Annotated in this window: 9 protein-coding genes; 6 read left to right on the top strand and 3 right to left on the bottom strand. The window is 55.3% G+C overall.

Features of this window, described 5'->3' with window-relative positions; translation table 11 throughout:
* The first annotated feature begins 359 nt into the window (after positions 1-359).
* From NHH03_RS07790 to NHH03_RS07780, 3 genes are all read left to right on the top strand, one after another.
* Positions 360-1,679 (top strand): NAD(P)/FAD-dependent oxidoreductase, encoded by a 1,320-nt coding sequence (locus tag NHH03_RS07790; RefSeq protein ID WP_253155202.1) that lies wholly within the window; start codon positions 360-362, stop codon positions 1,677-1,679.
* A 441-nt stretch (positions 1,680-2,120) separates the two neighbouring features.
* A complete protein-coding gene (locus NHH03_RS07785; RefSeq protein WP_253155201.1) occupies positions 2,121-4,250 on the top strand; it encodes an HAD-IIB family hydrolase in 2,130 nt (709 codons plus the stop codon).
* Positions 4,251-4,257: 7 nt separating this feature from the next.
* Positions 4,258-6,279: an alpha-amylase family glycosyl hydrolase gene (locus NHH03_RS07780; protein ID WP_253155200.1), complete on the top strand. Its 2,022-nt coding sequence runs from the start codon at positions 4,258-4,260 to the stop codon at positions 6,277-6,279.
* A gap of 304 nt (positions 6,280-6,583) precedes the next feature.
* Here NHH03_RS07780 and NHH03_RS07775 read toward each other — a convergent pair whose 3' ends face one another.
* On the bottom strand, positions 6,584-7,372 hold the full coding sequence (locus tag NHH03_RS07775) for an HAD-IIB family hydrolase (protein WP_253155199.1): 789 nt from the start codon (positions 7,370-7,372) through the stop codon (positions 6,584-6,586).
* 26 nt (positions 7,373-7,398) lie between these two features.
* On the opposite strand from NHH03_RS07775, the gene NHH03_RS07770 reads away from it, so the two are divergent.
* The 3 genes from NHH03_RS07770 (at position 7,399) to NHH03_RS07760 (ending at position 10,317) form a co-directional block, all read left to right on the top strand.
* On the top strand, positions 7,399-8,382 hold the full coding sequence (locus tag NHH03_RS07770) for a carbohydrate kinase family protein (protein ID WP_253155198.1): 984 nt from the start codon (positions 7,399-7,401) through the stop codon (positions 8,380-8,382).
* 150 nt (positions 8,383-8,532) lie between these two features.
* Positions 8,533-9,009: a Dps family protein gene (locus tag NHH03_RS07765; protein WP_253155197.1), complete on the top strand. Its 477-nt coding sequence runs from the start codon at positions 8,533-8,535 to the stop codon at positions 9,007-9,009.
* A 93-nt stretch (positions 9,010-9,102) separates the two neighbouring features.
* Positions 9,103-10,317, top strand: coding sequence for a hypothetical protein (locus NHH03_RS07760; protein WP_253155196.1), 1,215 nt, complete (start codon positions 9,103-9,105; stop codon positions 10,315-10,317).
* A 102-nt stretch (positions 10,318-10,419) separates the two neighbouring features.
* On the opposite strand, the gene NHH03_RS07755 is transcribed toward NHH03_RS07760, so the two are convergent.
* Both NHH03_RS07755 and NHH03_RS07750 read right to left on the bottom strand, forming a co-directional pair.
* Entirely contained in the window at positions 10,420-11,625 is a 1,206-nt protein-coding gene (locus NHH03_RS07755) for a TlpA family protein disulfide reductase (RefSeq protein WP_253155195.1), read from the bottom strand.
* Between the two features lie 329 nt (positions 11,626-11,954).
* Positions 11,955-14,240, bottom strand: a complete 2,286-nt coding sequence (locus NHH03_RS07750) for a PQQ-dependent sugar dehydrogenase (protein ID WP_253155194.1) — start codon at positions 14,238-14,240, stop codon at positions 11,955-11,957.
* Between the last annotated feature and the right edge of the window lie 201 nt (positions 14,241-14,441).

Below are 14,441 nucleotides of genomic sequence, written 5' to 3'. Positions count from 1 at the left end.
TTCTCTCCCACTCTCTCTCGCTCGTGCTGAGCGGGCAACCGATGGAAACAACGCCCCCGTCGGTTTCACCGTCGGTCGGACCGCTGTGGTTGGCTGATACTTTCTGGCAAACCGTTTCCATTGTCGCAAACCGGCGTAGCCCCAAAACACATAAAACCGACAACCCTCCCAGTCCACCGAGCATCTTAATCGCCACAGTAGCATTGCAAGCCGTCCAGTCCCCGGGGGGCGGCTGCCGTTTCGAATCCGCTGCATTGCGATCGGATTGGTGCGTGGTTTTCAGCTGTCGTGGACGGTGCTAGAGTCGTTGCTGATGTCCCCTGGATAGCGTCGGGAACTGGATTACGACAGGAACTGTAATGTCCCCCTCTGACGACAAGCCGTCTGTGATTGTGATTGGTGGTGGTTTTGCCGGGTTGGCTGCGGTGCAGTCGCTCAAACGGGCCGACGTGCGAATCACATTGATTGATCGTCGCAATCATCACCTCTTTCAACCGCTGTTGTACCAGGTCGCGACCGGTGAGCTTTCGCCGTCGAATATCGCGTCGCCACTGCGTTCGATCTTGAACCGCCAGCCCAATGCGCAGGTGTTGTTGGGTGAGGTCACCGACATTTCGCTGGCTGACCAGCAGGTGCAGATGAACGACCAAGCGTTGCACTACGACTACTTAATCGTGGCCGCCGGATCGTCGCATCACTATTTCGGGAACGACCATTGGAGTGAATTGGCCCCGGGATTAAAGACCGTTGAAAACGCTACGGAAATCCGGCGGCGGATCTTAACCGCCTTTGAAACCGCCGAGCGTTGTCAGGATCCGGTTGAAGTTGCGGAACAATTGACGTTCGTGATTGTCGGCGCGGGGCCGACCGGTTGCGAATTGGCCGGCGCGATTGCCGAAGTCGCCTTTCATTCGATGGCGCGTGATTTTCGCAGCATTGATCCGCAACAGACGCGGGTCGTGTTGATCGAACCGAGCGAAAATCCGATGCATTTTTATCCACCGCCGCTGCCCCAGCGAACACATCGCGATCTGACGGCGCTGGGCGTCGAGGTGTTGTGTGGTTACCACGTCAAACAAATCGAACCGACCGAAGTGGTCCTGTCGTCGACAACTGACTTGCCCGACAAAACGATTCGCACTCGTACCGTCGTTTGGGCGGCCGGCGTCCAGGCGGTGCCGATGGGTGAAACGATCAGTCGTCAGGCCGGCGTCGAACGCAAGCGCAGCGGACGAGTTGTCGTTGGACCGGATGTGTCGATCGAAGGTCACTCCAACGTGTTTGTGTGTGGTGATTTGGCGTCATTGGAAACGGCAGAGCATGGTGAACTGCCTTGTTTAGCGCCGGTCGCCAGTCAAATGGGGCGGCACGCTGGACGCTGTATCATTGCCGATGCCAAAGGCAAACCACGCAAACCATTTCATTACTTCGATCGTGGCAGTTTGGCAGTGATCGGTCGCTACCGGGCCGTCGGCACGATTCGGAACTTCAAAGTCCAGGGGTTCGTTGCCTGGTTCCTGTGGTTGTTCGTGCACCTGATGTACATCACTCGATTTCGTAATCGTATCTTGGTGTTGGTCCAGTGGGGGTGGACGTTCTTGACGCGTGATCGATCCTCGCGATTGATCACCAATGCGCCGTCAACCGTCGTCGAGCGCCCCGTCAAGAAAGTGGATTGATCGACGCCCCTCGGATGCAGCGGTCGATGGGAGTCTGAGACTTCCGTGTCGCCTTTTAAAGGTGCGCTTTGATGGTAACCCGAAGCGTCAGCGAGGGATTTAGGGTGTTAACGGGATTTCTCGCTGACACTTTGGGTTACCAAAAATCAACGCCTGACGCGAAAGCGCAACTTTAAAACTGACGCATCGGGTGACGAAAAACCAAGCGGTCACGGAAAAACGCATCGTTCAACAGGCTTGCGGCTTGATTGGTAATTGACCAGTGTGGGGGATGTTCGACCAGCGGAGACTGGGCCCTCCCCATTAGAGGCGTTTTGGGGGGGCAAAGTGCCCTTGCCCAATCTTTTGGTGGCAATCTGCTTGGGTTCGGCACAGACTGTGCTTCCGAGAATGGGGAAACCAGTAATGAAAATGCACGTGGCGTAATCCACCAAGGAAGCGATGAAAATCTCTCTCATCAGTCTGCACGGTTTGATCCGCGGCCATGATTTTGAATTGGGTCGAGACGCTGACACCGGCGGGCAGGTCAAATATGTCGTCGAATTAGCTCGAGAATTGGCCAAGCAACCCAGCGTCGGAGAAGTCGAACTGTTGACGCGGCAGGTCATCGATCCGGCGGTCGATGACGACTACGCACAGTTAGAGGAGTCACTTTCGGATAACGCCAAAATTGTGCGGATCCCGTTTGGCCCCAAGCGGTATCTGCGGAAAGAGTCGTTGTGGCCGTACATGGAAATGTTCATCGACCAGACGATCGCGCACTTTAAACGCAGCGGTCTGCCACAGGTCATTCATGGTCACTATGCCGATGCCGGCGTTGCCGGTGCGCACTTGGCGCGTCTACTGCATATCCCGTTTGTATTCACTGGGCATTCGCTGGGGCGTGTGAAGCGGCAGCGATTGTCGCTGGGGAAATCCAGTCGCGAAACGCTGGAGCGGCGTTACCGATTGACGCAGCGAATCGAGGCCGAAGAAATTGCCCTGGAAACGGCAGCCATGGTCGTCACTAGCACGAACCAGGAAGTTCAGCAGCAGTACGAATTGTACGACCACTATCAGCCGTCACGGATGGAGGTGATTCCACCGGGGGTGGATCTGGCATCGTTTTCACCTCCCGATGAATATTGGCCGCGACCAAAAATTGCCGATCAGTTGGACCGTTTTCTCAAGGAGCCTGAGAAGCCGGCGATCCTGACGATGGCACGTCCGGATGAGCGCAAGAATCTGGAAATGCTGGTTCGTGTGTATGGCGAGAGCGAGGAACTGCAGCGACGTGCGAACCTGGTTTTGATCTTGGGGACACGCGACGACTACCGCGAGTTGACCAAAGGCCAGCGAACCGTAATCGGTAATATTCTGCATTTGATTGACAAGTACGACTTGTACGGCAAGGTTGCTTATCCAAAACATCACAGTTCCGACGATGTTCCCGAACTGTATCGCTACATCACACAGCTGCGCGGCGTGTTTATTAATCCCGCCCTGACGGAACCGTTCGGGTTGACGCTACTGGAAGCAGGGGCGACGGGGTTGCCGATCGTGGCAACCAGTGACGGCGGGCCGCGAGACATCATTTCGAACTGCCAAAACGGAATCCTAGTGGATCCGCTGGATCAATCGGAAATTGAACACGCTTTGTTGCGAACGCTGACCGAGCCAGATCAGTGGCAGACCTGGTCAGAGAATGGAATCAAGGGGACTCGAGAACATTACGCCTGGTCGAATCATGCGACGCGCTACTTGCGCGATTTGAGCGACATTTTGTCTCATACCGCGTCCCCGGAACCGATCAATCGAACGGCGCGGCGGTTGCCGGAATTTGACCGATTGATCGTGACGGATTTGGACAATACGTTGACCGGAGACAATGATGCCTTGGAACAATTCAAGGACATGATTCGTTCCCATGAAAACATTGGATTCGGCATCGCTACCGGCCGTCGGCTTGATAGTGCGATGGAGATGATCGAACAGTTGGGATTGCCGCAACCCGATCTGATCGACACGGATGCGGGAACCCAATTGCACTACGGTGAAAACCTGACCCCGGACCGCAGCTGGCAAAAATCCATTGGCTACGTTTGGAAGCCGGATGAAGTCCGCAGCGCGCTCGACGGCATTGAGGGGTTGTATCGGCAATCAGACGAAAACCAATCCGAGTTCAAAATCAGCTATGAAATTGACACCGAGATCAGTCCCAGCATCAAGAAGATCAAGAAGCGGCTTCGCGAAGCCGGTGTACGTGCTAGAGTCCTGATGTCATTGGGGATGTTCATGGATGTGATCCCCGTACGGGGCGGCAGCGATTTTTCAATGCGACACGTGCTTTGGAAATGGGGGTTTGCCCCCGAGCATGTTCTGGTTGCCGGCGATTCGGGTAATGACGTCGGCATGTTGCTCGGCAGAACGCTGGGCGTTGTCGTTGGAAATCACAGCAAAGAAATGAACCGTTTGAAAAATCGGCCTCGCGTCTACTTCGCCCAGGCGTCGCATGCGGCCGGCATTCTGGAAGGCATTAGCTACTACAATTTTTTGGATAACATCGTCATCCCCAATGATCGGATTGAATAGTCACGCGATGACGGAACAAGAGGTTGCGGCGCGAGCTCAGTTGACGCTGGACCGCTTGCGGCCGCGATTGAAACAAGCCTGGGAGAACGCCCAGGCCAGTGCCCAATCCGGCGCGGTCGAATCGACCGGCAAGACGGATCCAGAGGGGCGTCCAGGTGTGTGCGCGGATCAGTTGTGGTGCGAATTCGAGCGACGACTGGAGGAGCATTGGGGGCCGCTGTTCGCGATCCTGTATCACCTGTATCACGATCGTTACGACTTTTTTTACCACTTAGAACAGATTCTCACGACGGCCGCGCTCAGTTGGTTCGAGCGTGATGAAGCGCTGCGTGACAATGATCGCGCCAGAATCAATAATCCGGATTGGTTTAAATCCGAGCAGATCGTTGGGGGTGCGTTATACGTGGATCTGTTCAGCGAGAACCTCAGTCGACTGCGGCAGCACGTCGGCTATTTCAAAGACCTCGGCCTGACCTACCTGCACCTGATGCCGCTGTTCGCGGTGCGTCCTGGCAACAATGATGGCGGCTATGCGATCAGCAACTATCGCAGTGTGAATCCCGGATTGGGGACGGTGAATGATCTGCGGTTGCTGGCCCAGGACCTGCGCGAGGCGGGGATCGTTTTGGTGTTGGATTTCGTTTTCAATCACACTGCCGACGACCATGATTGGGCGAAACAAGCACAGGCGGGGAATTTCGAACACCGCGAGTTCTACTATCTGTTTCCCGACCGCACCGAACCGGATAAATACGAACGCACGCTACGCGAAATTTTTCCTACCGTCCGCCGGGGTAATTTTACGTGGCACGACGGCATGCGTCATTGGGTGTGGACGACGTTCAATAGTTTTCAGTGGGATCTGAACTACAGCAATCCAGGCGTGTTTCGCGCGATGTTAGAAGAAATGCTGTACATCGCTAACATGGGCGTTGACGTGTTGCGGTTGGACGCGGTCGCATTCATTTGGAAACAGATGGGCACCGGTTGTGAAAATTTGGACGAAGCGCACCTGTTGATCCGAGCTTTCAATCGGTTGGCCAAAATTGCTGCGCCGGGGTTGTTGTTCAAATCCGAAGCGATCGTGCACCCGGACGAAGTCGTTAAATACATCGACCAAAATGAATGCCAGATTTCCTATAACCCGACGTTGATGGCGTTGTTGTGGGAATCGTTGGCCACACGGAAAACCGATTTATTGGTGCAGACGTTGGGGCATCGTTTTCGGCTGCCCGCTGAAACCGCCTGGGTTAATTATCTGCGCTGCCATGACGACATCGGCTGGACGTTCGACGACAATGATGCCGCAGCGATTGGAATCAACGCGTACAACCATCGCCAGTTTTTGAATCAGTTTTACACCGGGCAATTCGAAGGTTCGTTTGCGCGTGGCGTCCCGTTTCAGGAAAACGTCGAAACCGGCGACATGCGGATCTCCGGAACCATGGCTTCATTGGCCGGCCTGGAACAGGCGATTGACGAGGATGACGAGCAAAAGAAAGAACTCGCGATCCGCCGCATGATGCTGTTGCACGGCGTCACGCTCAGCATCGGTGGGATTCCGTTGTTGTACTTGGGTGAAGAATGGGGCATGCTCAATGACTATGACTTCGTCAAAGATCCGGCGAAAGCGGGCGATAGCCGCTGGATTCACCGACCCAAAATGAAGTGGGAGTATCTGGACGAACTGAACGATGAACTGAACGATGCTTCGATTCGCAAGCGAATCTATTTGTCACTACGGCATTTGATCCACCAGCGAAAATCCACGCCGGCTCTCGCGGGTCAAGAGATGGAATTGTTCAACACGTCCAACCGATCGGTGTTGGGGTACGTGCGGATCCACGACGGCGATCGATTGGTTGTGTTGGCGAATTTTTCCGAAACCACACAGGTGATCGCGGGCAACAAAGTTCGCACCGCCGGGCTGGGTCGGTTCTTTGAAGACGCGATCGAAAAGACCACCATCGGCACTTCCGAACCGTTGACCTTAGCACCCTACCAAATCTGTTGGCTCAGCCGTGTTTGATGCGATGGACCGCGTCTTTCACTGGCACGTATTGAAACGGCGATTCTCTCGCAAACGCGATGCGCCAGGGAGGAATCAGATGGAGTCCCTCGCTCGCGCTTTTCGAAGTCGCGCTCTCGCGTCGTCAGGCATTGGTTTTTGGTAACCCGACGCGTCAGCGAGGGATCCCGTCAACACGCTAAATCCCTCGCTGACGCGTCGGGTTGCCTTTTCCATGCGGATTTACCTTTGAGGATTAGGTCAACGCCACGTGACGTGTCGGGTTAGGAAAACCAATGCCTCGCGCAAAATCGTCGGGACAATTTCACGAGCGCTGTGAAAAATACAATAACCCTTCCAACACACCCGACGTCGAATCCGATTTGGCAGAGTAGATGTTTGCCGAGGGCAGGTCGATCACACTCTCACGCAGGTGTTCGTCGGCGTTGCCCACTAAAACGCTGTTGACGCCGATCGACATGACCGCCGAATCGTTTCCCGAGTCCCCGCAAAAGACCACCGATGACAACGCGATCGATTTCGATTCCAGCCACCATTGCAAGGCGAACGCTTTGTTGACATCCCCAGGCAACAAATCCATCAGGCCGACTTTTCCGTCGATCCGTTTGCTGACCACCATCGACAGCGGAGCCCCGGATTCGTTGATCCAGTCGCGGACTCGTCTGCGGACATTGGTTTGATCGGCCAGCGGAAAGTCGAAACTGGCTTTGAAGTCCGTTTGTCGATCAGGCGATTGGGATTCGATTTCGATCGGCAGTGCGGTAACGGCATCCAAAACACGTTGATTGTCCCAGCCCTGCATTCGTTGCTGCAGACAATCGGAATAGTCGGCGTTGATCTGATACCCGCTGTCCTGGCGGACCATGATGCTGGTTCCTACATCACAAATTGCAACGTTCGGTTCTGGTAACGCGGATTCGGCGATCGCTTGACGCGTCAACGACCAGGATCGACCGCTGACAAAAATCAGCTGTAGCCGATGGTCGACCAGATATTGCTGAATCGATTGCAGCGATTCAATGTGCGTTGGATCGCCACCGAGTGGGATGAACGTCCCGTCCAGGTCGGTCGCAAGCGTTGTGATCGTTGGCATGGTCGGCGCCTGTGATGTATGGGAAGATGCGATCGTACCTGTTGTACGATATGATTGATGCGGCGAGAACACCATTGGAGACAAGAGTGATATCACGACAGATTCTGATCGTCGGCGAAGCGTTGTTGGACCAGTTCCCAGATGGCACCTCGGTGGTCGGTGGGGCGCCCTTGAATGTGGCATGGCACCTGCATGGACTTGGATCCGATCCCTGTTTCGTTTCAGCGGTCGGCGACGATGCTTTGGGCGAACGTCTGTGCGACGCAATTTCAAAATGGGGGATGTCCACCGACCACATCCAGGTCGTCGACACAAAATCGACAGGTGTGGTCCGGGTCACGCTGAAAGACGGCCAACCTAGCTATGAAATCGTCCGCGACGTTGCCTACGATCACCTGCAGTTCCCCGCGGATTTGGCTGAAAAGCGACCGCGGCAATCGGAAAACGACCAGCAGGCCGATGGCGGTTGCCGACTGTTGTATCACGGCAGTTTGTGTTTTCGCAGCGAACAAACCAAGCAGACGATTGTCCGTCTAAAACAGGAGCTTCGCCGGCGAGTGTTTGTCGACATCAATTTGCGCGAGGATCATTTTGACCCGTCTTGGTTGCCCGACGTCTTGGCACACGCGGACTATCTAAAATGCAACGAAGATGAATTGCAGTGTCTGGCGGGCCAGAAGTTGGACGGGGATGCGGATGTGATTCCGCTGGCCCAGCGGTTGATTTCCGAACACGGGTTACGGGCCTGTTGGATCACGATGGGTGACCGCGGTGCCCACTGGGTGGATCAGCACGGGGAACATGCCTTTGTCAAGACTCCGGCGGTTGATGAAGTTGATTTTCGCGACACCATCGGTGCTGGTGATGCCTTCACGGCGATCACTTTGCGGGGGCTGGCCCAAGGCCATGATATGACGGAAACCCTGCAGAACGCGGTCCGCTTCGCTGCCAAAGTCTGCACCCTGTCCGGGGCAACAACCAGCGACAAATCCTTTTACTCTGACGTATAAACGGCAGCCATTGAATTGGCATCGCAGTTGCATTGGTCATTGGGTGTTCAGATTGCGACGATTTGATTGCCGAAATGGCACTCGTCGGCCCGCATCCACTGTATTCACGCAGACAAAACGTACTCGAGCAAAGGAACTAGGTGAGCAAACATGACGAGCCCATTTAAACGACAGATTTTGGCCGACGGAGCCCTTGAGGAAACCGCATCGCTGTTACAGCAAACGCTGGTCAATCTGGTCGATCTGGCATTGTTGCTCAAGCAAGCGCACTGGAACGTGATCGGCAAAAACTTTCGTTCGGTCCACTTGCAGCTCGACGACATTATCGTGACGGTCCGCGATGGAAGTGACGAAGTTGCTGAACGACTTGCGGCGCTTGGTAAATCCGCCGACGGTCGCTCCTGCACGGTCGCTTCGTCCAGCAGTCTGGCCAAGTATCCAGATGGTTTTCAGGACGTGCCGTCGACCGTCACCGCAGTCGCCGACGCGATGCAGACGACCATCCAAGGGCTGCGCGACGCGACCGAAAAATTGGGTGATCTGGATCCCGTCAGCGAAGACCTGGTGATCGGAATCTCGGGGCCTCTGGAGAAACACTTCTGGATGGTTCAGGCCCAAGAAGCATAGGCCATTCGAATGACAACGTTCGTGATGGAATGGGTATGATTGCTGCACGGATAGAATTTCAACAACGAGCAGCAATCAACGAGTCGTCATCGAGTGTCCTTGTCAGAAACCGAATCACCGACAGCGTTAATTGAGATCGGTGTGATCGTTGCCGGACCGTTGGACTGGGTCGATGCGCGGGCCGCAAAGTTGGCGGTCGAACAGACCGATCGACGTTTGCAAGAACTTTTCCCCGGATTCAAATTCAACTTTTTTGAGATCCGGCGCCCGGAGATGTTGGCGAGTGGGCGTGTCGAACCAAGCCTGCTGTTGTGTCAGGCACTCGAAGAACGTGATGCCCTGCACTGGGATTTTGCGTTCGTCTTGACTGCCGCCGAACTGATCGGGAACTATTCGACCTACTGCTTCGCGGCACTCAGTCGACCACTCGACGCAGCCGTGATCTCACTTTCGTTGATCGATCCTCTGGCGCTGGGGGTGGAGGTCAATGATGCCGAGCGTGTGGAACGCATTGCCAGGCGGTTGAGCCGCTTGATGTTGCATGGCGTGGGGCACCTGAGCGGTTTGCCACGCAGCGATCATCCCAACGATTTGCTGTTTCATCCGCCCAATGCCCGGGCGCTCGATCACATGGCCGCGCTCGAGCCGGCCGACCAACAGCGTCAGCGCGAAGCATTGATGCAGATCGCCGACCAGCGCCTGGAGGAAGGGATCGGCCGGCGGATGGGATACGTTAGTTTTGTAATCCGCGCCGCCTGGATCAACCGGCGAGAAATCTATCAGGCTGTCTGGGCGGCTCGGCCTTGGGAATTCCCGAAACGGTTGAGCCGGCTGACGATCGCGTCCTTTTCAACGCTGGCCATTCTATTGATGACCGCTGAAGCCTGGGATCTGGCGCTTGCCCAAGGCCGCAATCGGTTGCTACTGCTGGTCGTGGCGTCGCTGATTTCCACGACCCTCTATGTGGTGTTGCGGCAACAGTTGCTGGTGCGGCGGGGAACCAAACGCAGCGAGCAGACGGTGGTTACATCGGCGTCGGCGCTGGGAATCGTGTGCGCCGGTATGCTGACGACGTGGGCCACTCTGTTTGTGTCCGGATTGATGTTGTCACACCTGCTATTTCCCTCCGATTTGATCGCGACTTGGGCGGCCACGACGATCGATCAACCGCATCAATTGTCTTGGCTAGATCGACCGCAGATGGCCACCTTTAGCGCGTCACTGGGGATCATGATCGGCGCGCTCGGTGCGAGTTTTGAATCGCAGCACTACTTTCGCCACATCATTTTTGTCGACGAAGAAATCTAGCCAGACAGCTGGGCCGACCACCAGGGCGCAGACCGACTGAACCCTAGGGGGCAGGGCTACCGGCGAAACACTGCAACGTCCGTCCAGCCAGATACGATCAAATCATTCATCAGTCGCGTCGGTCTCCGTCTCGGTTTCTGGCTCACTGTCATCCACAACGGATTTTGGTTTGCCCAGCAATTCGACCAGCAATTCGTCCAATTCGGAACCACGTGCTTTGAGCGAGACGACCTTTCCATCGGCGCCCACCAGGATGGCCGTGGGGATCCCGGTGATGCCATAGTAATTGGCCAGCGGGTGTTCCCAGCCCATCTCGGATTCTTTGCTGCTGATCAGGTTGGTCCAATTCAGATCGTATTCATCCACGTACTTGTCAAATGCATCTCGCGAGTGGTCCAAGTTCACGCCGACGATATCGAATCCTTGATCACCGTAGAGTTCCAGGTTGCGTTTCATATTGGGGATTTCACCGCGACAAGGGCCACACCAACTGGCCCAGAAATCAACCAACACGACTTTACCACGGTAGGATTCCCAATCAATCGGATCGCCGCTGGCGGTGGTTCCCATGACATTGATTGGATTACCCAACAAACGCATGCGGCGTGCCGCACCGAGCATTTTATCGGCGCGCTGGCGGAGGGCTTCGTCGTCGGATTCCCCCAATTTTTCTGCAATGAAATCATAGACACCTGCCGCGATTTCTAATTGACCGGTGGCTTCAACCGAGCGACCGAGCATGTTGGCCAATCCAAAGATTTGACGATCAAATCCCACGTCTTCCGTGATCGATTTTAGTTGATCAACCGTTTCCTCAATCTTTTCGGGCGATGCAACCGAGAGCTGAGAGATGGCTGTCATCAAGTTTTCGACTTTGACGATCCGTTGGATTTCCACTCGCTCGTCAGTCCGTAGCGATTCGATCAAGGCTTGCAATTGTTGTTGGGCCTCGGGGTTTGCTCGGCTTAGAAATCGCAATGCAGAAATCTGTTCTTGGATCGCTTTGAGTTCCTGCTCGATTTCGACCGCTTCGTTTTGACGAATGGCTTCACAAGCTTTGACCACTGATTGCGCCACTTTGACAACCGTGCTGAAATTCTGGTTTCTTTGCTTTTTGACAGTGGCAATGAATTCAAACAACTGATCAACATCGGCGTCTTCCGGGACCGCAAAGGGATCCTTTTCTTCCTCGGTATCCGCTTTGGTCACCGCATCAGTATCACCGTCAGCGTCTTGGCTGGCGCTGGCCGGTGGGGGATCGGTGGTTGTACCGGATTCCTCCTGTGCCCCCACCGATGGCGCGGACATGAGAATGGCAAGGGTGCAAATCGCACTTAGCGATAAAGACTGGAGGGCAGTCGTAACATTGAAATCTGTTTTCATCAGATTGGCCTTGGAATGGCAGCGGTAGCAAGGATTGCAAAACAGTTCACACGCTTGGGTGCGATGGTCCAACAGTCATTCAGTTTAGTGCATCCGCGATTCGCCGACGTCCAGAAATCCGGTGCGCGATTGCCTGAATTGTTTTTCATTCGGATTGGCCGCGGTCTCGCCCGAATTGGTGCGCAGGGGGAGAAATCACTGTCGTCCTGTGGCAAATCAAGTGGATTCGCTGCTTGTGGACGAATTTGTCAGGTTCACAGCTGACGCCTGAATCGCAATGAAAATTGCCCGTAATCTTGGCTGTCGACATCTCCATCACCGTTGAAGTCGAGTGACGGGTCATGCGCGGGTTGGTCGCCAGGTACCAGGTATGTCGTGGCAAAGCGGCGGTAGTCTTGGCCGTCGACATCGGCATCACCATCAGTGTCGCCGAAAAAGCGAAAGAAGCGATCCGCCGCTTGAGTGCCAAACACCGCATCGCCGCCAGCGATGCCGTCGCCATCACCGTCCAGGATCACACCGGCAATGCTGACTCGCAATGTATTGATCGAAAGCTGGTAGTGGCCATCGACCAGCGTAGGTGGACTGAGTAGTCGCGAGTCAACCGCCGGCCCATCGACAAAGGCCAGGGTGACAATCGTCCGGCCGTTCTCGACGGTAGTGGTGGGCGCCACTTCGACTGACTCCTGTGTGTCGCGATTGATGATGCGAAACAAATCACCCTGCGATGCGTCCAGTTGGACATCACTGTCAAAACGCAATTGGATTTGGTCCACGATGGACCGCTGATTGGCATGCCCATTGATGACCACATCAATCAACGACGGCGCGTCATCGTTAATGACGGTGCCGATGCCAATTCCATCATCGATTTCCGCATTGCTGGGATTGGAAAGCACTGCCTGCAATGTCTCATTGGATTCAGGTAGGCGATCACCGACTACGGTGACCGAAACGGTTTGCGTGAGTTGGCCGGGCTGGAACGTCAGCGTTTGCGTCGTCGATTGATAATCGGCGCCGGAGGAAATTCGAAACACTTCTCCACCGCGATCAACGACGTACAGATTGCCATCGTGATCCTCGCCGAACGAAGAAATGTTATCGATGGTTCCCACGTCCGGTGTAAACAGAGTTGTCCAGTCGGTGAAGTCGCTGTAATTGGTGCCATCAAATCCCGATGGATTGCCGGCGTCTGGGCGCAACGACCAGATCCGTTCATTGACGTAGTCGGCAAAGAAATAATTGCCGCGCAGCTGCTCGATCGGTCCGCGATAGACGTACCCGCCGGTGACGGAGAAACCTTGGTCGCTCTGGTTTCCATGGCTGTAGTCGTAGATGGGATCAATTGCGCCGACCGGTTTGGGACCGCCCACCGACGCAGTTTCGATCGTGCCCTCACGGGCCCGCCAGCCATAGTTTTCACCACCGCTACTACTGGCCGGTTGGAAATTAATCTCCTCGCGATAGTCTTGTCCGACATCGGCAATCACAAGATCACCGGTCAGTCGATCAAAACTATTGCGCCAGGGATTGCGCAATCCAAAGGCCCAGATTTCATCGTCGCCGTCGACATCCACAAACGGGTTGGTTGCGGGGATTGCATAATTGCGATCGTCATCGCCCGGGAAATCGTCGCCGTTGACGTCGATTCGCAACAATTTGCCCAACAGGCTGCCGGTGATTGTTTGAGAATTCTGGTGGGGGTCGTTGCGTGATCCGCCATCGCCCGATGCGATATACAGGTAACCGTCAGGACCGAAATCAATCCATCCGCCGTTGTGATTGCCGTGGGGTTGGTCGTAGCCGAGGACTTTGACCGCCGACGTGGCGTCAGCGGTCAACCCATCGGCGTCTGCAAGGTACTGGCGTATTAAACTGTCACCGCTCGAATCCGTCATGTAGACATAGAACTGATGATTGGTTGCGTAGTCAGGGTGGAATGCCAGTCCCAATAGTCCACGTTCACTGCCAACGCTGACGTCATCAACGGTCAAAAACGGTGTTGCGGCCACGCTGCCGGTCGTCCGGTCGATGCGCTGGATCACGCCGCCTTGTTCGACGATGAACAGGTTGTCAGGATCATCAGGTGCTGCAGTCAGGTAGATGGGACTAGACAGTCCGCTGGTCAGACGTTCGACAACGATTGCGTTTGCATCTTCATCGACAGAATGGACATCCACCGTAACGGTCTCTGTGGCGGCTGCCGAAAGGGTGACATCAAAGGTCAACATAGAAGTGCCGCTATTGCCTTCGATAACCGTTGCGTCGGTGATTGAAAGGGCTGGCGGTGCGGCTTGCTGGATCGGACCAATGAGTCGTTGGCTGGATTCGATGGTTTGAGTGACGTCGGCGGCTGCTGGGCCAGAATTCGCCGGGGTAGCGTTGACTGGAGTGAGCCCGGGGATCGGGTCGCTGGCAAGACAAACCGATCTTGAATCGGCCGCAGCGGAATCGAACGGGTTGCCCACGACCGCGGTCAGCAGGTTCCGTTTTTCCAATTCTTCGAACTGCGTGTAACACCGACGGCATTTGAATCGCATAGCATCGCCGATCTGAATCGGAGTGATAAGAAGATGGGGGAGTGAACACCATCTGACAGAATAGCACGCTACGATTTCGTTCGCGCAGGTGCCCGGCAATTCCTGGGGATCGAGACAGAGACCGCGCCCGCCCCAGAGGTCGTGCAGCTTCGCGTGCCACCTCTTGGGAGAGTCGCATGCCCCTCAATCCCATCTCTACGC

Source organism: Stieleria tagensis, assembly GCF_024129865.1.
In the GTDB taxonomy this organism is placed as follows: Bacteria; Planctomycetota; Planctomycetia; order Pirellulales; family Pirellulaceae; genus Stieleria; species Stieleria tagensis.
The sequence above is the reverse complement of the archived record's forward strand: the minus strand, read 5'-3'. Positions and strand labels throughout refer to the sequence as shown.